The sequence below is a fragment of the Mesorhizobium sp. M0208 genome, from assembly GCF_040322015.1.
Classification (GTDB): domain Bacteria; phylum Pseudomonadota; class Alphaproteobacteria; order Rhizobiales; family Rhizobiaceae; genus Mesorhizobium.
Genome location: NZ_JAMYSP010000047.1, coordinates 16407 through 39889, shown reverse-complemented (window position 1 = coordinate 39889; position 23483 = coordinate 16407). Strand labels below are relative to the sequence as shown.

Genomic DNA, 23483 nt, shown 5'->3' with positions numbered 1-23483 from the left:
AGAGAAGCGGCTACGTTTCATGTCCTGGTCCTCTCGATGGGCCAGAACGAACTTCAAACCGGATTAGATCAGAGGGGCAAGGTCACGAGCACCATATTTGGCAGCGTCGGATTTTTCCGGTGAACCATAACAGAAGGGAGAACGTGGATGCGATTGAATGGCAGGATGGGGCTTCAGAAGGCTGTGTTAGTGATGTTTAGTGCCACAGCTGTGACGGCGGCTGTCGCAGACGAATTGCCTGGTACGGGGGTTACCGTTCAACCTGCCGATCAGAACTACGTCAATGAATGGTTTCAGGGGGACCTGGTGAGCCTGGGGCTCAAGGACCTCGGATATGATGTGCGGGATTCGGCCTCCATGCAGATGCAGGCGGCGTTCGTCTCGGTTGCCAACGGTGACGCGACCTACTACCCCGCCTATTGGAATCCTCTCCATAAATCATTCTTTGAACAGGCTGGCGGCGAGGCGAAGCTGCAGCCGGTAGGCACGCTGGTGACGAACTCCATTCAGGGCTACCTGATTGACAAGAAGACTGCCGACGCCAACGATATCAAGACGATCAACCAGCTCAAGGATCCGGCTATCGCCAAACTGTTCGATATCGACGGCGATAGAAAGGCCGACCTTTATGGCTGCGATCCTGGTTGGGGGTGTGAACGGGTAATTGAACACCAGCTGGATGCTTACGGTCTGCGAGACACTGTGCATCACTTGCAGGGCAGCTATGAAACGATCATTGCCGATGCGATCGAGAGGATCAAGGCAGGTAAGCCTACGTTGTACTATGCCTGGACGCCGAATTGGCTGAGCGCGGTCTTGCGGCCCGGCCAGGAAGTGGCATGGCTGACGGTGACGTCAACGGCGCTGCCGGACGACCAGGTTGGTGCCGTCACCGACGTGCCTGGCATCGGCAATACCGGATTTCCGGTCAACACCCAGCACGTGATCGCTAACACTGATTTCCTGAAAAAAAATCCCGCTGCACGCAAGTGGTTCGAGTTGGTGGCAGTCCCGATTGAGGACGTAAATGCCGAGAATTTGCTCGAGCACCAAGGAGAGACTTCGGCCACGCAGGTACTTGCTCACGCCGAGGACTGGAAGGCGAAACACAAGTCGCAATGGGACGCATGGATTGCGGAAGCCAAGGCTGCTAAATAATCAGGCATCGCCCTTTCGGGTAACTCCCTATTGCCAGACGTCTGCCGGCGGGATTCTAACGAATTCTGCCGGCAAATACTTCTAGGATCAGCCTGATCCATCGGCGAGACGATGAGCGAAGGACAGAGATGGACTGGATCGCAAAAATAGTCGCTGAAACGGATCTGGCTGACACTCACGAGCATCTCGTAGAGGAGTCACGACGGACGAAGGGGTCCACCGGCTGGCTCTTCCCTTGCGATGATTGGGCCCTTCTTTTCAGGGAATACATGCAGGATGACCTTCACTGCGCGGGGATGAGCATCGCTGACGAGCTGCGCTTTTACGATCCTGAGACGCCGTCGATCGACAAGTTCAAGCTCGTGCACCCGTTCTGGGAGCGCATGAAACACACGGGCTACGCCCAGGCTTTCTCCCATACATTGCGTAAACTCTACGGGATCGAGTCATTCTCATTGAAGCACGTGGAAGAGCTCGCCAGCAGGTACTACGACCTCAAAAAGCCTGGCTACTATGAGTACGTCCTAAAGAACGTAAGCAGGCTGACCGAGTGTCATGTGAATTCACTTGAGCGGATCTTCATGGAAAGTGAAACTCCGACACTGCTTAGGCAGGATATCAGCATTCTGGAGCTTAGCCGGTGCAGTGCCGCCGACTTTGCGAAGGTCGAGAGTGAGACCGGCCTGACCCTAAAGACCTTCGAGGACTGGCTAGGCGCGATCGACCATTTCTTCGAGCGCTACGGTAAACAGGCGGTTGCTGTCAAATACCAAGGAGCCTATTCGCGGCGATTGAATTTCGAACATGTCTCTAAACGCTCTGCCGCGGATTTCTTCAAAGCACACCACGCCGAGCGGCCATTTATCGGACCGCATGGGGAAAAGGTCCTACAGGATTACCTCTTTCACTACTGCGCCAAAAAAACGGGTGAATACGGTCTCCCCGTCAAGCTGCATACCGGTTACTTTGCCACCAGGGACTCCATGCCTCTTGCACGGGTAAAGGAGAACGCGGCGGACCTTTGCAGCCTTCTGCAGGATTACCCCGAGGTCCGTTTCGTTTTGATGCACATAGGCTACCCCTACCAGGACGAAATCATCGCTCTGTGCAAACAGTATAGCAATGCCTATGTGGATCTGTGCTGGGCGTGGATCGTCAATCCCGTAGCGAGCGTGCGATTCTTAACGGAATTCTTGGTTGCTGTGCCGGCCAACAAGGTGCTGACCTTTGGAGGCGACTACATCATGGTGGAAAATGTCGTCGGTCATAGCGTTATCGCGCGCCAAGGCATCGCTGAGACCCTCTCGAACCTTGTCCAGCGAAACTGGGTCGGCCGTTCGGATATTCCCGAGCTGGCAGCATGCCTGATGAATGGAAACGCGCGGGAATTGTTTGGCGGTGCGATGCAGGGGCAGCCGTAGCCTTGCAAAGCGGCTGAAACGCATCGCGGAGCCTGTTGAACCTTCATCCCTTAATCCCGAGCAGCAAATCCTTACGGGAAATTGTGCCGACGGGCGTTTTGTCGTCGAGCACAGTGATGTCCCCGTCGTTTTCGGCTGCCATTCCGATGAGGGTGCCAATAGTCGCGTCCGCCCTTGCGATAGCGTGACTGTAAGCGGGCAGGGCCAGCGAGCTGTCGATCGGTTTCATGATCTTGCGAGCTGTCACCAGGTCCAACCTGGATATGCCCTTCACAAAATCAGCTACATATTCATCGGTGGGCTCGGTCACGATTTCTTCGGGCGTGCCGACCTGGACAAACCGGCCGTCCTTCATAATTGCAATACGATCGCCCAGCCGGATCGCCTCATCGAGGTCGTGGGTGATGAAGATGGTGGTCTTTTTAACGAGCCTCGAGAGTTCAATGAACTGCGCCTGTAACTGGCGCCGGATCAGTGGATCCAGTGCTGAAAACGGCTCGTCCATCAGCAGGATCTCAGGGTCGGCGGCCATGGCCCTGGCTAATCCCACGCGTTGCTTCATGCCACCGGATAGTTCCTCAGGGTAGCGATGGGCCCATTCCTCGAGGCCGACGAGCTTAAGCTTCTCCCGCGCCTTGGCAGCCCGTTCGGAGCGCTTCTTACCGCGCAGTTCCAAGCTTAGCGCGACGTTGTCTTCCACGTTTCTATGGGGCAGCAAAGCCATGTTCTGAAAGACCATTCCTACGCTCTCAGACCGGAGCGCCCGAAGGTCTCTGGTGTTCAAGGCGTTGATGTTGCGGCCTGCGACGATAATCTCGCCAGCAGTGGGTTCCACCAACCGGTTGATATGCCGGACCAGGGTCGACTTGCCTGAGCCCGAGAGTCCCATAATGCAAAAGATTTTGCCTTGATCCACAGAAAACGAGACATCGGCGACGGCAGTTACGCAGCCGAATTTTTTTAGGATCTCGGACTTTGAAAGGCCTTCATCCTGAATCGCCCGATAGGCTGCAGGAGCGCAGTCCCCGAAGATTTTCCATACGCCGGAGCACTGAATCACGGGCTTATTCATTAATTACCAAATCTATCGGTACCACGCTCGAACGGCCGGCTGCGGGAGGCAATGTACCAAACACCTCGCTGATTTCGCGCAAGTCCACCTGTTCCCGAGTGTCCGTGACTGGGCCATCCAGTCGCTGGCAGCATTTTCCCGAGGCCTTCAATTCGTACCCTCAGCGCGAGCATTGAGCTGATAGGGTTTTTTTTCGACCGAGGCCTGAACTGACGACGATTTGAATAGCGCCAAGATGAGTTTCAACGCCGCAACAGGTCCGTGGTCCCAGATCTCACCAGGCCGCCGGCGGGGCTTAGCCAGCGCCTGCGTGAGCCTGTCGAGCACGATCGCAAGCGCCACAATGCCAAGACCACCGGTGGTGGCCAACCCGACATCAAGGCGGCCAATGCCCCGTAACACCATTTGGCCGAGCCCCCCGACGGCGATCATTGACGCGACGACGACCATCGACAACGACATCATGAGTGTCTGATTGACGCCCGCCATTATTGTTGGGAGCGCCAGCGGCAGTTGGGCCTTTAGGAGCAACTGGCGGTCGTTGGCGCCGAAGGCCTTCATGGCCTCGACAACTTCTTCTGGCACCTGAATGATACCGAGATAAGTCAGCCGGATCACGGGGGCGACTGCGAAAATGACCGTTACGATCACGCCTGGCACGTTGCCGATGCCGAATAGCATGACGATGGGCACAAGGTACACGAATGCCGGTATGGTCTGCATTCCGTCGAGGACTGGCCGAAGAACGGCATAGAGCCAGCCGAAACGGGTGGCCAGGATGCCGACCGGAATGCCTATGGCCAACGCAAAAATCAACGCTGTCAGGACGATCGAAAGGGTAATCATGGATTCCGCCCAAACGCCGATGAAACCTATGAAGAACAGGATCGCACCTAAAACGGCAGCAAGGCGCCAGCTCGCCAGCTGCCATGCTACGAGGACAATCACAGCGACCACCACCAAAGGCGGCGCGGACGTCATGAAAGATACCACCGACTGAAGAACGGTATCGAAAGGGGCCTTCACCAGTTGGAAAACCGGGCGGTAGTTGTCGACCAGCCATCGCAACGCTTCGCTGACCCACTGCGCCAGCGGCAGGGTGCCGCATGCAAACGGATTTAACACACTACATCCGCTCATCCTTGTTCCCCATTGGATTTTCGAGCCAGTTTACCTGTAGGCTTAGCACGACGAGTGAAGGCGGCGCCGTGTAAAAAAGTAGCCTGCCGCGTGACATTATTTCGGGGACGCTTCATGCAAGCCCCTGAGCGTCAAGACTTTGCCGGGCTATCCAACCGATTCCAGCCCCGGTTGACACCACTGCCATTCGGCGCGTGAACGCGAGCATTTTCCTACATTAGTATGAAACATCGATAAGCGCCAGCTAACCTATCTCCCTCCGCAGGTCGGGAGACCGGAACAACCACAAGAGGCGAAATCGACGCAGGTTTTCGCTTGGAGATCCTGCGGGTTATATAGCTGCCATAATACGAAACGCGGTCAAAGATACCTGGCACTATCCATTTAAGGCTTGTTAGGAATGGGAATCCCCCCGTATGACGGGCAAAGGCACCGCTTTGGTTGCGGTGGCCTAAAGTGAGTCCTGGAGCGTTTACAAGGCCATGCCAAAAAAGATTGACATTGAGGAAACGCGCCTCCGCATCGCCAAGGCGGCCGGTAAAGCCATAGCGGCAAAGGGTATTTCCGCCGTAACCATGATCGACATTGCCAACGCCGCAGGCGTCACAACAGGCATGATCACCCACTATTTTGAGGGCAAAGCAGACATCATTGCTGCTGCCTTGCGCATTCCATTTCTCAACATAGAAAGCAAGATCGCTCGCCTACTGAAGAAAGGGGAAAGGGATCTTGCAACGCTCCTTGACGTTTCAATACCCGCCTCAAAACTTCACGCTGACGACAGTGCGATCTGGGTCAACTTCTGGGGCGTAATTGCTGCTGATGCGGAATATCGCAAACTCAATCGTACGCTCCATCTCGAGGGTCGGAAGATCTACGACCACGTCATCCGCGCCGCTTGGCCGGAGAGTGAACAATGGCCTCCCGAGATCTTCGAGACGGTACTTCGATCGATTATCACTTTCATTTTTGGCCTAGGAGCGGGCGGAGTCACAAATCGTGCCGTCTGGACAAGCTCGGTGCAAAGGTCACAGTTGCACTTACATTTGAGCCTAATTCGCGGTTGGGCGGAACAGACCGCGTCGGTCGACCCGGAACGAAAGAAAAAGTAGCAAAGCACTTTACAATTTTACAATGATGTCTGGCGCCAAGTCAGCATCCTGACGGAAGACAGAACCGAGCCTGGGCAGTGATTGATGAGACGGTGGAGCGGTGTTGCGCCGCTGCCTCCAACGTATAATGCTTGTTACATAGCATACACATTGGATTCATGAGTCCGGTGTTGACCATGTGAAATGGCGGGGAAGGCACACTTCACGGCGACTCAAGACCATCTCGGCGGCCGAGACGTCGAAAACGCCCGTCTAATCAAGTCTTGCAGCACATAAAGGCTTCGCGCCCTCCGGCCGACCCCACGCCCAACAGCCCCCGGCCTGGCAACAACCAGCTGCGGGAACCTACCTTTAGGGTGCGGGCTGACCTTGACGATGGCACGCAGGATATATAATGACCATTCTATCTCAAAAGACTGCGCCTTTGGCGAGGAGCCTGGCGAGACGGGAACTTCTCATTCGATCGGGAGATCAAGATGGATCTGGCGTTAAAAGGTAAGCGGGTTCTTATTACGGCGGGCGCTAACGGTATCGGGAAAGTCGTAGCGGAGCATTTCGTTGCAGAGGGTGCGAAAGTGCTCGTTTGCGACGTCGACGATGAGGCAATTCGGATCGCCGAGGAGAAGGCGAACGTTATAGCTATCAAAGCTGATGTGTCTGATTCAAAAGCGGTGGCGAAGCTGTTCGAGGAAATCGATCGCCGTCTAGGAGGATTGGACGTTTTGATCAACAACGCCGGTACATCAGGTCCGTCGAAGCCGGTCGAAGATGTAACCGATGAAGAATGGAGAGCGACCCTCGCTGTGAATGTCGACGGCGCATTCTATTGTGCGCGGGCTGCTGTGCCGCGCCTCAAACAAGCGAGAGGCGGGACCGTCGTCAATATGTCTTCGACAGCGGGCTTTCTCCCTTACTCTCTTCGCACGCCGTATTGTACTGCCAAGTATGGCATTATCGGATTGACCGAAGTCATGGCGATGGAACTTGGTCCGCACAATATCAACGTTAATGCGATCTGCCCCGGAAACGTTGATTCACCCAGACTTGAACGCGTGAATCAGATGGCGTCTGCATCGCGTGGAATATCGATAGAACAGATCAACAAGACCATGCTTGAGCAGCAGTCCATGCGGAGGCTGGTGAGCATGCATGATATTGCGGCTATGATGGTATACCTTTGCAGTCCCCAGGGCCGCATCATTTCGGGCCAGTCTCTCGCAATCGATGGTCAGACCATCGCCACTGAATACTGACCCTGCCTTACGCGACAGCGCGCCGTAAGTACCTTCGGCCGCTGTTTCGCACAGTTACACAGCAAGCTGCCGCCACCCTTGTTTGAAAAGGGCAGGGGCCTGCCGCCCACAATCGCTCCTACGAAGAGGACAATCCTGATGCCCCTTGCTATGAACCGAGAAGTTTTCATCACCTGTGCCGTGACGGGCTCAGGAGATACCGCGGCAACCTCACGTCACGTGCCGCGGTCTCCCAAAGAGATCGCAGCTGCAGCCGTTGAAGCCGCCAAGGCGGGTGCTGCGATAGCCCACATTCACGTCCGTGACCCCGAGACTGGGGCGCCATCCCGCAAGAACGAACTTTACAAAGAGGTCACTGACCGCATTCGCCAGGCCGAGATCGACATCGTGCTGAACATCACCGCTGGAATGGGCGGTGAAATTGTTTTCGGCAGTATCGAGGAGCCATTTCCGCTGGCACCGTCTGCTGACGTTATTGGCGCCACCGAGAGGTTTGCGCCAATTGCGGAGTGTGTGCCCGAGATCTGTACACTGGACTGCGGCTCAATGAATTTCAATCTGCAGGACTACATAATGGCCAATACGCCGGGAACGCTCCGCGCGATGGCCAAAATGATGACGGACTTCGGCGTCAGGCCGGAGATCGAATGCTTTGACACAGGACACTTGTGGTTCGCCAAGAAGCTCGTCGAGGAGGGCCATATCGAGGATCCGGTGTTGGTTCAGCTGTGCATGGGGGTTCCGTGGGGTGCCCCCAATGACCTGACCACATTCATGGCGATGGTGAACGCCATCCCGCCGACCTGGACATTTTCCGCCTTCGGCATCGGCCGCGATGCAATGGCATATCCTGCCGCGGCTGTACTGGCCGGCGGCAACATCCGTGTCGGCCTCGAAGACAACTTGTATGTCGCCAAGGGCCAGTTGGCCACCAATGGTCAACTGGTGGAGAGGGCCGTGAATATCGTCGAGAGTATGGGTGGCAAGATCATCGGTCCCGATGAGGTGCGTCGCAAGCTCAAGCTGACCAAGCGATAACCAGGGTTCCTGCAGGACAGCGGGCTATGCCTGCTGTCCTTGCAACCGCCGTCAAACCGGGATTAGGAAGCGCAAGCGCACATGGTTAAGTTCACTAAGGCAGCCTGTATTGGCGGTGGCGTTATTGGCGGTGCGTGGGCTGCGCGCTTTGTTCTGGCCGGTATTGATACGAGGATCTTCGATCCGCATCCGGAAGCGCAGCGACTCGTATCAGAGGTCATGGCCAATGCCGAGCGTGCCTATCAGATGCTCACACAAGCGCCGCTTCCAGCCAAAGGCACCTTGAGCTTCAGCAACTCACTGGAGGAGGCCGTTCAGGGCGCCCAGTGGATCCAGGAGAGTGTGCCGGAAAGCCTTGACGTCAAGCGGCGGGTGCTCAACCAGATTGACGCTGCCGCTGATCCGCAAGGTCTGATTGGCTCGTCCACTTCCGGCCTGATGCCGACCGAGCTCCAACGCGAGATGAAGCATCCTGAGCGCATGTTCGTCGCTCATCCCTACAACCCTGTTTATTTGCTGCCCCTCGCCGAGTTGGTTGGTGGCAAGAAAACATCGAGATCAGCGCTAGAGGACGCAAAGGCCAAGCTTGCGACCGTCGGCATGACGGGCCTGATTATTAACAAGGAGATTGACGCGTTCGTGGGCGACCGCCTTTTAGAGGCTTTCTGGCGGGAAGCCCTTTGGCTGATCAAGGACGGCATCTGTGATACCGAGACCCTCGATAACGTCATTCGCTACTCGTTTGGGCTTCGCTGGGCGCAGATGGGACTCTTTGAGACGTATCGTATCGCCGGCGGCGAAGCGGGCATGCGCGACTTCCTTTCCAAATACGGCCCCAGCCTTACATGGCCCTGGACCAAGTTGACCGACGTCGTCGACCTCGACGATGAACTGGTTGAGAAGATCGCGGCTCAGTCCGACGCTCAGTCAGGCCAGCGCGGGATAAGGGAGCTCGAGCGCATCCGGGACCAGAACCTGGTCGGAATCATGCATGCGCTCAAGGCCGGCGACGAGGGGCGGGGCTGGGGCGCCGGCAAGCTTCTGGCAGATTTCGAATCCCACCTTCGGAAAACCGCGCCAAGAGCCGAGGTCGCTCCCAGCCAGCAACCGTTAAAACTACTCGAAGTGAAAGTTCCTGCTGCCTGGATCGACTATAATGGCCACATGACGGAGTACCGATATACGCAGTGCTTCGCCGACGCTTGCGACGCGCTTCTTCTGCTGATCGGCGCCGACGCCGACTATGTGCAGGGCGGGCATAGCTATTACACCGTGGAGAGCCATGTTCGGCTCCTTGGCGAGGCAAAGCTTGGTGACGCCCTCTATGTCGAGGCGCAACTCCTCCCCTCGGATGGGAAAAAGGTCCATGCCTTCATGTCATTGTACAGAGCCTCGGACGGTCGACTGTTGTCCACGTACGAGAGCTTGATGCTGCATGTTTCGTCGAGCGAGGGACGTTCCGTGGCGCCCTTGCCCGAGATCATGGCCACCCTCCAGCCATTGCTCGACGCCCACGCAAATCTCCCCGCGCCTGAGGGGGCAGGGCGCTCTGTAGGAGCCGGCAAGCGATGAACCTGCTTCAGCAGAGTTTCGACCTTCGCTCTGTAGAAGGATAAACGGGCCCACGACTTTCTTGCCTTTGACGCTTTGACGCCATGCGCGTAGGGCTGCTACGCGTCCCAGCTGCCGCAGGGGTGACGTTGGTCGCCGTGATCGGAGACGAGCCTTCGGCCTATCGCTGCCTCCGGAAATCAGCTGTGGCCAGGTAAACTGCAGGGTGTTCTTGTCCGCGCTAAGTCGGATAACTTCGAACGGCGCCGCACATGCCTATTGCCAAAGCAAAGCGGTATTTGCAGGGCTCAGTCCTTTAATCCGCTAGCGGTATGCAGGAACCAGTCCACGACCAAATTTACGGACACGGCCAGAAGCGCGATCGCCCCGGCGGGTAGTAAGGGCGTGGTGTCGGCGTAGGCGATGAGGGTTGCACTGTCCCTGACCATCGAGCCCCAGTCTGAGGTAGGCGGCTGGATGCCTAGGCCGAGGAAGGAGAGACCGCTGATCAAAAGAAACACAAAGCAAAAGCGGAGACCAAATTCAGCAATTAGGGTGGGAAGGATGTTGGGCAGGATCTCGCGTCCCATAATCCACATGGGGCCCTCTCCACGGAGCCTGGCAGCCTCGACATAATCCGAGACCGCCGCGTTGATCGCGACCGCCCTGCAGAGCCGGAATACGCGCGTGGAATCGAGCGCCGCAATAATCAGGATAAGGGACGTCGTCGTTGTGCCGAAGATGGAAAGTAGCAGCAGCGCGAAGATGAGCTGCGGAATGGACATCAGGATGTCCACGATCCTGGAGAGCACCTGATCTGCCCACCCACCGAAATTGGCGGCCGCGAGCCCGGCCGAAGTTCCAATCGAAAAAGCCAGCGCAGTCGTCAGCAAGGCGATGCCGATGGTGTTGCGAGCCCCGAAGATGAGCCGCGTGAACATGTCTCGCCCAAGATTGTCAGTTCCAAGCCAGAAACTGGAACTCCATGGCTCGAACTGATCGCCGACGATCTGGGCCTCGCCATACGGGGCAAGTTGTGGCGCGAACACGGCCGCAACGAGGTAAAGCACGATCACGACCATACCGAATTGCGCACTCAACGGCGCCGATGCGAATACGCTAGCCCCTTTTTTCAACGCTCCGGGCTGCACAGCTGTCATGTCGTCACTCGCTATAGCCTGTCATGGCTGAAAGGTCATTTGGGGTGCATCAGCCGCGGGTTCATCACTATAGAAAGGATGTCCGCGGTCAGGTTCAGAAGCACGTAGGTGGCCGCAAAAATCAGGCTGCATGCCTGAACGACGGGAATGTCACGCTTTTGCACCGAATCTACGATCAGCTGGCCCAGCCCCGGATAGACGAACACAACCTCCACTACGACAACACCGGTGATGAGATAGGCAAGGTTGAGCACGACCACGGTTGCTATGGGCGCCAAGGCGTTTGGCAGCGCATGCCTGACCATGACGCGCCACTCAGACATCCCTTTGAGCCGGGCCGTTTCAATGTACTGATTGCCGAGGAGGTTGATGATGGATGTACGGGTCATCCGCATCATGTGAGCCAGCACGACTATGGCCAGCGTGAATGCGGGCAGCGCGACGGCATTCAGCCGCATCAGAAGGGTGGTGCTTAAATCGACATCGGACAAGCTCGGCAGAATTCCTGCGTGGACGGCGAGGAGTAGGATCAGGATATACGCCACAAAGAACTCAGGGAAGGAGATCGAGGCCAATACGACGACATTGAGGGCACGGTCGAGAAATGTATTGCGATGCAGCGCTGCCACGATGCCGCCAAGCAGTGCGAGCGGCACGGAAATCACCGCTGCGCTCACCGCCAGAAACATTGTATTGAAAAGGCGAGGGGCAATCAGTTCCCCGATGTCCCGTCCATTGGAGAGTGCCGTTCCAAAGTTCCCTTGGAGTATTCCACCGAGCCAGTCGAAATACCGAAGATAGACGGGGACGTTGAGACCAAGGCTTTTCCTGAAAGCAGCCACCGTTTCCGGTGTCGCCGACTGCCCCAGCATTTGCGTTGCGATATCGCCCGGTAGGAACTGTATCCCCGCGAAAATCATAAGGGAAACAATCCACAGGGTCAGCGCGCCGAGTGCAACGCGCTGACCAACGATCTTGGCGATAGAGTTCATAACTAGCTTTCAACAAGCTCAGGCTTCAGCGAACCACCAGCGCTCAATACAGCGGAATCCGTCCAGATCCCAATTGGACGCGATCTTGTTATGGCCGATTTTACGAGACAAAGCACTGACGTTGTTTGCAAAAACCGGGATGACTTCGCCGCCGTCATCTCTGACAATGCTCTGCATTTCCGTGTACATCGTCAAGCGCTTGGCGTCATCGAGTTCGGACCGGGCAGCCAGCAGCAGTTCGTTGAAGCGAGCATTTTTCCAATGACCCTGGTTCCAGGCCGCATCGGCGGCATAGCCTTGGGAGAACATCCAGTCCGCGGTAGGACGGCCGAGCCAATAGCTCATGTAAAATGGCTTCTTCAGCCAAACCGAATCCCAATAGCTATCGTTTGGCTCGCGAACGACTTTGATGTTGATGCTGGCCTTGGCCGCATTCTGCTGGTAAATCTCCGCTGTATCCACCGCTCCGGCAAACGCTGCGTCAGCAGCCGACAGATCGATGTTCAGTTCCGAAAGGCCAGCCTTTTTGAGATGGAACCGAGCCTTGTCCGGATCGAACTGCCGTTGTTCCAAATCTTTGGCGTAGAACCGATTTGTGGTCCCGATCGGGTGATCGTTGCCGAGCTTGCCGTGGCCATGCAGCAAGGTGTCCAGCAGTTGCTGGCGGTCAATGGCATATTTCAGTGCCAAGCGAACATCTGGATTGCTCAGCGGTGCCACGGCGCAATCCGTGGGCGTGCAGTAGAATTGAGTTCCGGCGATGGATAAGATCTCCAGATTTCTATTCCGCTCCAAGAGGTGGACGGTTTTCAGGTCGGTCCTGTCCATGGCGTGGATCTGACCGGTGGTCAGCGCATTCGTGCGAGCTGTGACGTCCTGGATGGCAAGGGCCTCGAACGAATCAAACCAGGCCGCATCCGTTTTCCAGTAATTGGCGAACCGTTTCCCGGAACCCTTGACGCCGAAGTCAATCTTAACGACTGCGTAACCCCCGGCACCAACCCCCGAAAGGTCCGCCTTGCCGTCTTTGGCAGGTACGATGGCCAGATGGAAATCTTCAAGAAGATACGGAAAGTCGGCGTAGCCGCTCTTTAAAGTAAAGACCACAGTTCCTTTTCCGTCTGCACGGACATCGTCGATGGGATCGACAATGGTCTTCGCTCCGGATTTGGAATCTGCACCACGATGGTGGTTGATCGAGGCGACGACGTCCTCGGCACTCAAGGTCTTTCCATTGTGAAATTCGACCCCGCTGCGCAGCTTAAAGGTGTAGGTCTTCGCGTCCTTTGACACATCCCAGGACTCGGCGAGTTCACCATTGAGCTTACCGTCTGCGTCGATGCTCGTGAGATAACCGTGAATGGTTTTGCCGTATAACTCGATGAACTGGTTGGCAAATGATCCCGGGTCAAGGGAGTCGGACGTCGCACCGGCGCCGATCCCAATCTTGAAATGGCCACCCTTCTTCGGTTGTGACGCTTGAGCGACAGCGCCATAGATGCCGCTTGACGATGCCAGGGCAAGGGCGCCGGCGCCCGCTGCCGTCTTCAGTAAAGTCCTTCTGCTGACACCCGCATCAGGCTTCAAACGTTCGTCCCAATTGTTCATTGCTGTTCTCCTCCTTGCTATTGTTATAGTTTATGCAACCGGCGAGACATCGGGAGGTCATGATGGCTCACTAACGTTCCTCCCGTCGCCAACGGTCATTCGGTCGCTGCAGGCATGCGAGTTTCCACCCCAAGAAAGGCTGCCACGCGGGGATAACACGGCCTTCTGGCTCGACAGTCGCGAGAAATTGTCACCTGCCGCATGACATTTATTCAACGTCCGCGTGCCCATCCAAAACTCGCCCTTTGGTCTCAACGCTTTGTTATGGGTGGGGTTACCAAGGAAATCCTGGCATGAGATGGATCGTTGGATTTGGCCCTGAAGCCTCACCATCAGGCCTCTGCAACAACTGATGCAGGCTGAGGGCTGCCGATATCAATATGCCCTGCAAAGGGGTTCTGCGGCCTCGGCCTAGGGCCGCTGGGTCTTTCGCTGGAAAGAAGGTGCCAGGGACACCGCCGGCCCAGTGCATCAGTGGCGGGCTGCTAGAAGCAAACGGTTTCACAGTTCCACGCACGCTCGTCTATCTCCGACGTTAGTGATGAGCCGGATTAGCATGGCTGCCCGGAGCCATAGCCGCGAAAAAAAGTAGCCTGCCGAGTGATTTTATTTCGGATGTCGCACGGTCTGTCCTTCCCAGTGATCACACCATCGACCGGCTCGCAACTCCGTCAATCTGGCGTTGCCTACGTTACGAGCCCAACGGAGCTGTATATCAGAGCCACGGTTACGACTTTCTAAGCCATGCATTTGGAGCACAAGTTACATTAATTCCGAACGCGTCGGTATAGTAGGTATCAATTAGAAAACCTGACTCCTCTATCAACTGGAATCCGTCGATAATCTCCTTGTTTACTTGCACTGGATTGTCTTCAATCACGTAGTAGTCACCATGTGTCATGAACGTGTTTAAGTAAGAAAATATGGAAAATATTTGCACGTGAGCGTCGTCGATCACAAGCCAAGGATGAGGAAGCCGCGCCAACAAATTTTCATCGAAGTTGGTAGCATCAGAAAGGTCGATTTGGTGAAAAGTAAGCAGTGGATGCTTTGTCGCATTCTCATGGACGCACTTGGTGTACAAATCAAAGGAGTGTACTTCACCGGCGTTATCACACAGCACCGACATATTATCAGCAAACCACAGTCCGCTGCCACCCTGATATGAACCCAGTTCTATGATTGTCCTCGGCTGAAGTTCCCAAATTAGCCGCGGATACAGAGCAAGATCGAAAGGAGTCTTTATAAGTATAGTCCTTTATAAGTCTTTGCCAAGGCTCCGATTTTGGTGGAGCGCTTGTCAGCAATCCATGGGAAGATAGACGACATCCATGTTCTATCGGATGGCCTTGCAAAGCGCCCAGAATCATCAGTGTTCAGCACGTTGCTAATGGTGTCAAACATTCCCAGCCAGTCAGGAATGAACTCTCGCCACCCCTGATCAAGAAGTCCGTCGCGCTTCATCTGATCGGGGTAGTTCTCGTGGGCGGCATCCCAAAAAGCCTTGTACCCGGAAGCGAGTTTCATGAGTCTATCTCCATGTTGCATCTGCCTCCTTATCGATGCAATCGGCGTGCCACTTCCAGAATGAGGTTGCGCGCTTTTAACGAGAGCGAAAAGCCGCCCGCATGCCTGCTGGAATGTCCGCGCGCTTGTCGGGTCCGGGACATCATGGACGAACCCCTACATCAAGATTCGCTCCGCCACTGGCAGGTCTTGGACACGCTTCACGCTTAGCGCGGCTAGAGACGCGCAGCTGTGCTGTTCCGCCGCGTAGATGCTATGGGCGAGCGGAAAGGGTCTGGCATTCTTCGCTCTTCAAGCGTGGTGTGGACGCATGCGGCCGCACCGCGGGCCGGGACTCTAGGCGAGAAGGGCGTGGCTCATCAAATGCACCAAGGTGACCCTGCTCCGCTTCGGCTGCTGCGACTTCTGCCTGAGCCTGTGTCAGGCGGCGACTGGATAGCATCGGGGCGAGTTCTACCGATGAACCTCTGCATGGCAAGAGCTTTATTGGTAACGGGTTGGGCGCTGCGAACCCTGACCACTCTGCGCCGGGATCGGCTCAAGCTTCAGCCTAGGACACCGCCTGTCAGATAAAGTTTAAACCCTTTTACAACGACGAGACCGGTCTGTCGACCAAGATGGCTCCGCGATACAGCCTTCGACCTGGCGCGCCAGCCTGGAGTAGCTGAGATCAATGCTACCGCCTTATTCATGAGCCTCTGATTTGACGCTGAGCGGCGGACATGTGGCGGCGCGGCGTCTTTTTTCCCCGCGGCTGTGTCTGGACTTGTGAACGCGCTGGGGGTTTGAAGCTGTCTGGTTCGAAGGGGGCTGCTGCCCCCCCGCGGTTATGGTCCAGCCGGCTGACGAGCGCTTCATTTTGCCGCCCCGAACTTGGCTGCGCGAGAAGCTCGCCCTACCAGCCAGAGAAGACAAACTCGCCGAGGCAACCCTACACCCTCGCGCCCTGACCCGCTTCCTGGACGATGGCCGCATCGAGATCGACTCCAACACGGTCGAACGCTCAATTCGCAAGAACGCGCTCTTCGCCGGCTTCCACGGCGGCGCCAAGTACCGGCAACATGTAAGGGTCTTGTTGGAGCGATGCGCGAAAACTTGGCGGCTTCCATGTGTCCGGCCTCCCCAGGAGGCGGCACGTTTGGCCGCCGGCCCAGGTGAGATCCGCGGATCGGGTCCATAACAAATTGACGCGCTTAGGGCGCCTACAGGGTTTAACTGGGTGCCCCGATCTCGTCTATCACTGCGCGTTATCTTCCCATTCAGCGCCGATGCACCACGACCGCCAGGACCCGCTGATCCTGCCGGCCGATACTTATGCCCTGCGTTAGGTCTCCTCTCGCGTCATCACTGCCCAGATGGTCCTCGCCATTTTATTGGCCACTGCGACTGCACCGAGCCTGATCGGCTTGCGCGCAATAATGCGCCTAGCCAACTTTGAGCGAAGTTCGGCCTGCTGCGCGACCACGTATCGTTGAGATGGCGCCAATGAAGAGGAGCCGGCGGATAGTGCGATCGCCCAAGTCGTGATGCGTCCCAACCGTTCTTGCCACCGCTCGAGTTCTGACGTGGCACAAGGTCGAGCCATGCCGCGAAGTCGGCCTGATCGGAAACCGCGGATATCCCGCACTCCAGCTAAATATCGCACTGACGGTGATCGCGCCGACGCCTGGTATGCTGAGCAACCTGCCAGCTTCGGGTTCTGCACGGCAATGCGACGCCCAGCCGACGAAGCCGACGCAGTATGCGCCGCAGCGGAACATAGGCAGCCGTGCTGCAGTTCCTGAGGGACCACCGGATCTGGCGTTAGAATGTTCACTCGGTGGCCTTCTTCGGCAAGTTTCCAGGCTACCCCACAGCCGCGCCGCCACCACCCTCGTCGCAAAAGCACGCACTTAGTCCACGGCCGGCCAACCCGGTTCTTGGTGATCGTGCGCCCAAGAACATCCTCCGTCCTCTGGGACCCTGTTGTCGGGACTCGACCACTAGCTATATTGCGTAAGAATCCCGTCCGGAAACCTCAAAGGAGGGGCCAAATAGGTGGATATTATAAGGGTTGATCAACAGATCCTAGTTGGCATTCGTCCGATAGAACACGTCGACGAGGCCGCCTTGTTCGCTTCTGAAGTTGCTGCAATGGGGCGCGCTGTTGTCAAAGTTCGTCGCCAAAGTGGTGCGGCAAGAATTATCGCCCGAACCCTCCTAGGCACACTAGGATTTCCACCGATGCCAATCTTAAAGACGCAATCTGGTGTTCCGATCTGGCCGGTCGGCATTGTTGGCTCTTTGGCCCATCACGATACAGTAGCAGCCGCCGCTATTGCAGAGACGAAAGCCATCGGAGCACTGGGTATCGATGTTGAGCCGAATGAACCTCTTCCCAGCGGCTTAATTGATTTGATTGCAACTTCTAGAGAGAAAAGAATGTACGACTCGCGTTTGCTCCGGCGACGAGATCTGTTCGTTCTTAAGGAGGCCGTCTATAAGGCGTTTTTCCCACTTTGCAACGAAACCCTTGAGTTTCAGGACGTCGAGATTGACATCGACTCCACCGTCGCTTACGTGCCGAAGGCAAATTGTACTTTTTCCATTCAAATATACCGTTCCAAAAATGTGATCGGCTTGGCTTATCTAAAAAGACCTGATCGAAGATAGGTTTGGTGTCATGTTAGTAAATGCCGCCGCTGCCGCATCCATCGGAAATCATGCGCTTTTTCAGCGGGCCGCGCATACCCTTTTCAGGCGCTCGCTCCCGATCGCCGCGTAGAAGAAGCGGAGAAACTCGCCCCGGTATCTGGTCTTTGCCCTAGAGTCCGTTTGGAAAATCACGGATAGGTGTTTTCAGCGGGTGAGATTGCCGGCCACTGCGACAAGAATCATGGCGTGAGAGACGTCGATGCGCTGCTCGTAGTCGCGCACGACGCGGCGCCATCGGGTCATCCAGCCGAATGTCCGCTCGACGACCCGGCGGCGGGGCAAGACTTCGAAGCGCTTCTGGTCGTCGGATCGACGGATGATCTCGACGACGAAGTCGAGATAGCATGATCTTGCCCCTCTGATCTGATCCGGTTTGAAGTTCGTTCTGGCCAATCGAGAGGACCAGGACATGAAACGTAGCCGCTTCTCTGAAGAGCAGATCATCGGAATTTTGAAGGAACATGAGGCCGGGGTATCGGTTGCCGATCTGTGCCGCAAGCACGGGGTCAGCGACGCCTCGATTTACAACTGGAAGGCCCGCTTCGGCGGGATGGATGTCTCCGAGGCTCGGCGACTGAAGGCTCTGGAGGACGAGAACACGCGGCTGAAGCGGCTTCTGGCCGACGCCATGCTCGACAATGCCGCGTTGAAGGATCTTGTGGGAAAGAATGTATCGTCCGCCCCGTCCGTGCAAGGGTTCGCGACATCGCCGATGACGATTCCAGTTGCATAAATGTATCCGGCCTCTCTCGAGTGGACTGCTGTTGCAGCCAGGCCATGATGAGATCCGTGCACGCCGTTCCCAATAAATGGTTCGCGCACGAAGCCCGCTTTTTGCACAGGGCTTACGGCATGCTGATCCACTGTTTCGTCGTCGCTGTTCCCGAGCCTTGCAATCGAGCCAAAAGCGTCAGGCCAATGCAGGATCCCTGCGTTCGTAGAGGCTCCCGGCTTCCGCCTTGCGCCAGACAAACAGCAGTGGGGTGGAAATCCGGTGACGCCGCGCTGTCGCGGATGCCTGCCGCGGAGCCGAATAGCTCTCTTAGACGATCCGCAGCTCCCCCCCCCTCCGACCAGCGGCCGGCGGCCAGTGTCAACCATCTCGAGACGGGTGACTTGGCGGCAGTCAGTAGCGATATCCATACGGACAGTCAGCTACACCTCCGTTCGCCCGCAAGGCGGCCCTCCTCGGACGCGCGCGACCGAAACCCGCAAACCCTGTCTCGAAAATCTCCGAGTTGTCTGTTATGCCTCTGATCACCGCGCCACAGAGAAAAATTGACCAAGAATCAACTGTTAAACAAGCTTCACAATTGTCGGCGAGAGAATTCAAACTGGTCGTGAATGTTTCACAATATTGTTGTCAGAAGAGTACGAAAAAATCGCTATATTGCTCCCATAAAATTCGGCTGAGAATTCGCGAGTGACATAATCGCAGGAGCTGAGCAACGTCAACTCATCGAGGAGCGCCATGACCGATAATGGTAGAGCTAACAGGTTACTCGGCCGGTTTTCGATCGCCACCACCCGCGTAGCCGCCGGAGTACTTTCAACCGTGCGCCTCGCGCGTCCATTAAGCTCGGGAAGGAGCCGTCCTACCGCCTGCGACTTAAAATCCCAAATTAACTTGGTGCGAGGCCGCTGTTTGCGCGTCGCCTGACTCCGTCAAAATGTCTGAAGCATAGGAAAACACCGTGGCTAAAGTAGCAATTGTGACAGGATCGGCTACGGGCCTGGGAGCGACTTGTGCCATCGGCCTCGCAGCGCGTGGCTGGAACGTCACGGTCAACTATAGTCGAAGCAAGAAGGAGGCCGACGAGACTTATGCCAAAGTCAAAGCGCACGGTGTTGAAGCCATCGTTGTGCAGGCCGACGTGGCGCAGGATGCCGATTGCCGCAAACTGGCCGCCGAGACCCTGAGCGAGTGGGGGCGCATCGACGGCCTTCTCAATAACGCTGCCACCACAAGGTTCCAAAAAGCCGGCGAACTTGAAGACGTCACGCCGGAGGATTTCGACCGCATATTTCGCGTGAACACCATAGGCGCTTTCATGATGTGCCGTGCTGTGTTTCCGGCGATGAGAAAACAATGGGAGGAAAGCAAAAAACGCGGCGCGATCGTGAATGTGTCCACCAATGGCACCCTTATCGGCAACGGCAGCTCACTGCCGTATATGCTGTCTAAGGGCGCCCTAAATACTCTTACTCTGGTGCTGGCACGCTGGCTCAGCCCTGCCGTTCGGGTGAATGCCATTTCCCCCGGCCTAATCCAGACCCGTTGGATGCTGAATGGCCTGGGCGAAGTTGAATACAACAAGCTGAAAGAAGACGAGGAACAGAGAACACCTCTACGCCAGGCAGGAACACCGGAGCAGACGTCCGAGGCTGCGCTGTTCTTCCTAACGGAAGCGTCAAACATTACCGGGCAGAACATTATTGTCGATGCCGGGAGCCATCTTGGACTGCTGCCGAAGCCTTGCAGCTAAACTTAGGACCGGCATGCGCGCGCTGACTGTGCGCTCGATGATCTGCGAGAGCGGACTTTTGCCGGGGCGACAGTCCAACTGGCATCTTTCGCGCTGATAAATGCGTCGCCATTCGGACCTACAAAGGCTGCCGGTGCGCCGGCAGCAGGGCACGGGATGGGGGCTTCAGAGCCTCGATGCAATCTCGATGGAATAGTGAGATTGACCCGAAACGGGTCGCTTTGGCGCTGGCATCAAGCGATGTACGCTTGGGGCGCGCAACCTCCTCGCCTTGAGCCGGCCGGCGCCCGACACCCTGGCTTGGCCGGCAACATGCAGGAAGAGAAGATCATGCGATGGGGGCGAGCTTGAGCCTGGTCTCCGGCGCTAGCACCGGTCAGGGGGTGTCGGATCAGTCGAAGTGGATCTCGACCTCTCTGGCTGTCGAATAGGTTCATGTCAGCTCGCGGGAAGATACCACCTCTTCCGTTGGACAAGTATGACAATAGTGTGATGGAACATAAAATACAGTAAACTGACCTTAAAAACTGTGAAATGTATTCTTATCTTTAACTGGCTGGCTGATACACAAGTTCGATGATATTCCTTCTGTGGAGCCTAGTTATAAATTTCACCGATTGGCTTGCGAAGGAAGTCCAATGTGTACTGTCGAGGCTGAACGAAGCGCGGTGGGCGCCGCTTGTTTCCACACTGGATCGGATTTATTGGTGCCGGCAGGGTTGTGCCAGCGGGCAGCCAAGCTCTTGGACGCCGGCTATCAGGTAAACAAAACATCAATCCCGCGGCCGCGAACGACTTGCCGGAAAAGAACACCCGGTTACAAGACGCATCGAGATGCGACCCGCGAGTACGGCATTTGTTGTCACCTACCTGCCGCTGCCACGCAATGTCTTCGACAAATTAGTAGGCGCACAGGGGCGCCTTGGCCGGACTGCGCCGGACAGTGCTCAAGTCGACACATCAAACTGAGCACGCTTGAGATCGCCCGTCCGGCGGCAGCAGGTGGCGTGCATTTCGCTTGAAGCGCCCGCGACGGCCGGCTCAGCGTACGGAACGAACAGGTCTTGGGTTGAGCCGGCCATTGCGCCTCCAATGACAACTTTACGGCATTCGGATCACTCACACGCGGAGGAACTATCATGAACACCCTCGATCGGCAGACGGCACTGGAGCAAGCCGCCCGAAAGCGCATTAAGGATTCCCACGCTCTCGACAGCGACGCCGGTCGCTTGGCCCACTTCTATCGCGGATGGGCCAGTTCCTACGATTCGGATGTGGGCCGCGATGGATACTGCGGGCCGATGATCGTGGCGGAACTCGCGGGCGCCATGCAGACGGCCTATTTGGCTGGGCACCGAGCAGCCATCGCAATCATGGACGCTGGCTGCGGAACAGGCCTCGTGGGCGTGGAACTGAAACGCCTCGGGTTCCGGTTGATCGACGGGTTTGATCTCTCCGTGGAGATGGCCGAAAAGGCCCAGCAAACTTGCGTCTACCGCAATGTCCGAGGCGATGTCGACCTTAACGGGCCGCTCTCCGACTACTCCAGCGCGAGCTATGACATCACGGTCTGCTGCGGCGTCTTCACGCTCGGGCATGTCCGACCAGATGCACTGCGCGAACTGGCCCGCGTCACGCGCCCGAACGGATTCGTCATCGTAAGCACCCGGAAGAGCTATGCGGAGACCACATCCTTTGAAGATGAGGTGCGGAGTCTACAAAATGCGGGCATCCTCATACCGGCACAGCGTCTAAACGACGGCAGATACGTAGCGGAGGAGGACGCGCACTACTGGGTTTTCCAGGTGCCCATGAAGGCCAGTGCACCAACGGAGCAGCGGCCATGATGACGCCATCGCAAAACTCGCTGGCGATGACTTGCAGCCTATTCAAAGAGACACGAAGAGCCGCGATCGCCTACGGATCCCCTGCCAGGAGTTCGGTGTCTTCTACATTGTTGAGCATGGCACCACGGAAGAACGCATCGCGCCAGATACCAACCTTCCCGGCAATTCTTCATGCTGCTAGTCAAAAATGTCCAATTCGTTGTTTCGGCTCCATCGTCAAACAAAGGTGATTAATGCGCAAAGGTCTCGTAGGTAAACTGGACGACAAGCTGCGCGCGAAACGCGAAAGCTTTGACAAGCTGCCGGTCGTTGACATCGCGCCGCTTCTCGATGGCAGCAACAAGCACAGGGTGGCGAAGGAGATACGTTGGGCGTTGTCGAACACTGGGTTCATGTATGTGAAGAACCACGGTATTCCGCAGGATTTTGTGGATTCGGTGTTCGATGTGAGCCGTCGGTTCTTTGATCTGCCCACGTCGCAGAAGATGACATTGCACGTTAGCAAATCCGATGTGGCGCTCCGCGGATACATTGAGCCGTTCGGGGAGAACACCGATCCGGGCAAGACGAAAGACCTGAAGGAGTGCTTTGACATCGGACCTGAACGTTCGACGCTGGAAGGTCCGTTTTTTGGCCCCAACCAGTGGCCCTCAAGTTTGCCCGAGTTCCAGAAATTGACATACGGATACCATCAAAAAATGGTGGATCTCGCTAAAATACTCTTGAAGGGAATCGCGCTCAGCCTGGACCAGTCGGAAAGCTATTTCGAAACCTTCATGCGCAACCCGATCAGCATTCAGCGCCTGCTTCATTATCCGCCGCAGAGTGGCTACATTGGCGAAGAGATCATAGGTATTGGCGCCCACACGGACTACGGCAATCTGACCATCCTGGCGCAGGACGACGTGGGTGGTCTTCAGGTCATGAACCGAGATGGCGATTGGGTCGAGGGCATTCCGATCCACGGCACATTCGTAATCAACATTGGCGATCTGATTCAGCGGCTCACCAATGCTGTCTACCTGGCGAACATGCACCGCGTGGTGAATACCTCGGGACACGAGCGATACTCAAATCCCTTCTTTATTGACGCTGATTTCGACGCGATCATCGAACCATTGCCCTCATGCGTCACGGACAGCAACCCGCTTCGCTACAACCCGGTGACGTGCGGCGAGCACAAATTCGCGCGTTTCGCGGCTAGTTACGCTCACTTGGCCAAAGCGTAATGAGAGCGGAGCTGCAATTACTCACATGACGGGCGCCAGGGGCGGGCAGAAGGGGAAGTGGTGCAGCTGAAACGGTGCGCCAATTGGTACGCAATTTGCTGGGGCCACGGCAGACGGTCGCACTCCGTTAAGAGGCTGACGTAATTAGTCAAAATGGCGGCGGTCCTTTATGGGCAAGAGGACGAGCGGATACCC

General features: G+C 56.4%; 18 protein-coding genes and 2 pseudogenes. 12 read left to right on the top strand and 8 right to left on the bottom strand.

What is annotated here, in order from left to right; genetic code table 11:
* Positions 1-147 precede the first annotated feature (147 nt).
* Together proX and NKJ17_RS29855 are read left to right on the top strand one after the other, a co-directional pair.
* Complete coding sequence (gene proX / locus NKJ17_RS29860) at positions 148-1158, top strand: glycine betaine/L-proline ABC transporter substrate-binding protein ProX (RefSeq protein ID WP_352691350.1); 1011 nt, start codon at positions 148-150, stop codon at positions 1156-1158.
* A gap of 128 nt (positions 1159-1286) precedes the next feature.
* On the top strand, positions 1287-2579 hold the full coding sequence (locus NKJ17_RS29855; protein WP_352691349.1) for an amidohydrolase family protein: 1293 nt from the start codon (positions 1287-1289) through the stop codon (positions 2577-2579).
* A 43-nt stretch (positions 2580-2622) separates the two neighbouring features.
* On the opposite strand, the gene NKJ17_RS29850 is transcribed toward NKJ17_RS29855, so the two are convergent.
* The gene (locus tag NKJ17_RS29850) at positions 2623-3651 is read right to left on the bottom strand and encodes a quaternary amine ABC transporter ATP-binding protein (RefSeq protein ID WP_352691347.1); all 1029 of its coding nucleotides are present in this window, start codon (positions 3649-3651) and stop codon (positions 2623-2625) included.
* Between the two features lie 147 nt (positions 3652-3798).
* Positions 3799-4776, bottom strand: a complete 978-nt coding sequence (locus NKJ17_RS29845; protein WP_352691346.1) for an ABC transporter permease — start codon at positions 4774-4776, stop codon at positions 3799-3801.
* A 497-nt stretch (positions 4777-5273) separates the two neighbouring features.
* On the opposite strand from NKJ17_RS29845, the gene NKJ17_RS29840 reads away from it, so the two are divergent.
* From NKJ17_RS29840 to NKJ17_RS29825, 4 genes are all read left to right on the top strand, one after another.
* The gene (locus NKJ17_RS29840; RefSeq protein WP_352691344.1) at positions 5274-5903 is read left to right on the top strand and encodes a TetR family transcriptional regulator; all 630 of its coding nucleotides are present in this window, start codon (positions 5274-5276) and stop codon (positions 5901-5903) included.
* A gap of 476 nt (positions 5904-6379) precedes the next feature.
* Positions 6380-7156: an SDR family oxidoreductase gene (locus tag NKJ17_RS29835; protein ID WP_352691342.1), complete on the top strand. Its 777-nt coding sequence runs from the start codon at positions 6380-6382 to the stop codon at positions 7154-7156.
* Positions 7157-7294: 138 nt separating this feature from the next.
* Positions 7295-8194, top strand: a complete 900-nt coding sequence (gene bcoG, locus NKJ17_RS29830) for a 3-dehydrocarnitine:acetyl-CoA trimethylamine transferase BcoG (protein ID WP_352691341.1) — start codon at positions 7295-7297, stop codon at positions 8192-8194.
* Between the two features lie 81 nt (positions 8195-8275).
* The gene (locus NKJ17_RS29825) at positions 8276-9766 is read left to right on the top strand and encodes a carnitine 3-dehydrogenase (protein WP_352691340.1); all 1491 of its coding nucleotides are present in this window, start codon (positions 8276-8278) and stop codon (positions 9764-9766) included.
* 287 nt (positions 9767-10053) lie between these two features.
* Here NKJ17_RS29825 and NKJ17_RS29820 read toward each other — a convergent pair whose 3' ends face one another.
* The 5 genes from NKJ17_RS29820 to NKJ17_RS29800 all read right to left on the bottom strand — a co-directional run bounded on the left by NKJ17_RS29820 (position 10054) and on the right by NKJ17_RS29800 (position 15032).
* Entirely contained in the window at positions 10054-10905 is an 852-nt protein-coding gene (locus tag NKJ17_RS29820; RefSeq protein WP_352691338.1) for an ABC transporter permease, read from the bottom strand.
* A 35-nt stretch (positions 10906-10940) separates the two neighbouring features.
* Complete coding sequence (locus NKJ17_RS29815; protein WP_352691337.1) at positions 10941-11897, bottom strand: ABC transporter permease; 957 nt, start codon at positions 11895-11897, stop codon at positions 10941-10943.
* 18 nt (positions 11898-11915) lie between these two features.
* Positions 11916-13505: an ABC transporter substrate-binding protein gene (locus tag NKJ17_RS29810; RefSeq protein ID WP_352691335.1), complete on the bottom strand. Its 1590-nt coding sequence runs from the start codon at positions 13503-13505 to the stop codon at positions 11916-11918.
* A gap of 727 nt (positions 13506-14232) precedes the next feature.
* Complete coding sequence (locus NKJ17_RS29805) at positions 14233-14712, bottom strand: CmcI family methyltransferase (protein WP_352691351.1); 480 nt, start codon at positions 14710-14712, stop codon at positions 14233-14235.
* Positions 14713-14747: 35 nt separating this feature from the next.
* Positions 14748-15032, bottom strand: coding sequence for a hypothetical protein (locus NKJ17_RS29800; RefSeq protein WP_352691333.1), 285 nt, complete (start codon positions 15030-15032; stop codon positions 14748-14750).
* A gap of 874 nt (positions 15033-15906) precedes the next feature.
* Between NKJ17_RS29800 and NKJ17_RS29795 the strand changes: the two are divergent.
* Positions 15907-16119, top strand: a pseudogene (locus tag NKJ17_RS29795) (IS66 family transposase); the annotation flags it as partial.
* 950 nt (positions 16120-17069) lie between these two features.
* On the top strand, positions 17070-17684 hold the full coding sequence (locus tag NKJ17_RS29785; RefSeq protein WP_352691331.1) for a 4'-phosphopantetheinyl transferase family protein: 615 nt from the start codon (positions 17070-17072) through the stop codon (positions 17682-17684).
* A gap of 186 nt (positions 17685-17870) precedes the next feature.
* Here NKJ17_RS29785 and NKJ17_RS29780 read toward each other — a convergent pair whose 3' ends face one another.
* Positions 17871-18137, bottom strand: coding sequence for a transposase (locus NKJ17_RS29780; RefSeq protein WP_352691329.1), 267 nt, complete (start codon positions 18135-18137; stop codon positions 17871-17873).
* Between NKJ17_RS29780 and NKJ17_RS29775 the strand changes: the two are divergent.
* From NKJ17_RS29775 to NKJ17_RS29760, 4 genes and pseudogenes are all read left to right on the top strand, one after another.
* Positions 18136-18399, top strand: a pseudogene (locus NKJ17_RS29775) (transposase); the annotation flags it as partial. The gene NKJ17_RS29780 and the pseudogene NKJ17_RS29775 sit on opposite strands and share 2 nt — an antisense overlap.
* 1021 nt (positions 18400-19420) lie before the next feature.
* Positions 19421-20212, top strand: coding sequence for an SDR family NAD(P)-dependent oxidoreductase (locus NKJ17_RS29770; RefSeq protein ID WP_352691328.1), 792 nt, complete (start codon positions 19421-19423; stop codon positions 20210-20212).
* Between the two features lie 1139 nt (positions 20213-21351).
* Positions 21352-22059, top strand: coding sequence for a class I SAM-dependent DNA methyltransferase (locus NKJ17_RS29765; protein WP_352691327.1), 708 nt, complete (start codon positions 21352-21354; stop codon positions 22057-22059).
* A gap of 233 nt (positions 22060-22292) precedes the next feature.
* Positions 22293-23288 carry an isopenicillin N synthase family dioxygenase gene (locus NKJ17_RS29760; protein WP_352691325.1) on the top strand — a complete coding sequence of 332 codons (996 nt, stop codon included), beginning with the start codon at positions 22293-22295 and terminating at the stop codon, positions 23286-23288.
* The last annotated feature ends 195 nt before the right edge of the window (positions 23289-23483 follow it).

Bases quoted from the DNA above. Each gene is read 5' to 3' on its own strand.
- proX (WP_352691350.1), top strand. From the start codon at position 148: ATGCGATTGAATGGCAGGATGGGGCTTCAGAAGGCTGTGTTAGTGATG.
- NKJ17_RS29855 (WP_352691349.1), top strand. From the start codon at position 1,287: ATGGACTGGATCGCAAAAATAGTCGCTGAAACGGATCTGGCTGACACT.
- NKJ17_RS29850 (WP_352691347.1), bottom strand. From the start codon at position 3,651: ATGAATAAGCCCGTGATTCAGTGCTCCGGCGTATGGAAAATCTTCGGG.
- NKJ17_RS29840 (WP_352691344.1), top strand. From the start codon at position 5,274: ATGCCAAAAAAGATTGACATTGAGGAAACGCGCCTCCGCATCGCCAAG.
- NKJ17_RS29835 (WP_352691342.1), top strand. From the start codon at position 6,380: ATGGATCTGGCGTTAAAAGGTAAGCGGGTTCTTATTACGGCGGGCGCT.
- bcoG (WP_352691341.1), top strand. From the start codon at position 7,295: ATGCCCCTTGCTATGAACCGAGAAGTTTTCATCACCTGTGCCGTGACG.
- NKJ17_RS29825 (WP_352691340.1), top strand. From the start codon at position 8,276: ATGGTTAAGTTCACTAAGGCAGCCTGTATTGGCGGTGGCGTTATTGGC.
- NKJ17_RS29820 (WP_352691338.1), bottom strand. From the start codon at position 10,905: ATGACAGCTGTGCAGCCCGGAGCGTTGAAAAAAGGGGCTAGCGTATTC.
- NKJ17_RS29815 (WP_352691337.1), bottom strand. From the start codon at position 11,897: ATGAACTCTATCGCCAAGATCGTTGGTCAGCGCGTTGCACTCGGCGCG.
- NKJ17_RS29810 (WP_352691335.1), bottom strand. From the start codon at position 13,505: ATGAACAATTGGGACGAACGTTTGAAGCCTGATGCGGGTGTCAGCAGA.
- NKJ17_RS29800 (WP_352691333.1), bottom strand. From the start codon at position 15,032: ATGAAACTCGCTTCCGGGTACAAGGCTTTTTGGGATGCCGCCCACGAG.
- NKJ17_RS29780 (WP_352691329.1), bottom strand. From the start codon at position 18,137: ATGTCCTGGTCCTCTCGATTGGCCAGAACGAACTTCAAACCGGATCAG.
- NKJ17_RS29765 (WP_352691327.1), top strand. From the start codon at position 21,352: ATGAACACCCTCGATCGGCAGACGGCACTGGAGCAAGCCGCCCGAAAG.
- NKJ17_RS29760 (WP_352691325.1), top strand. From the start codon at position 22,293: ATGCGCAAAGGTCTCGTAGGTAAACTGGACGACAAGCTGCGCGCGAAA.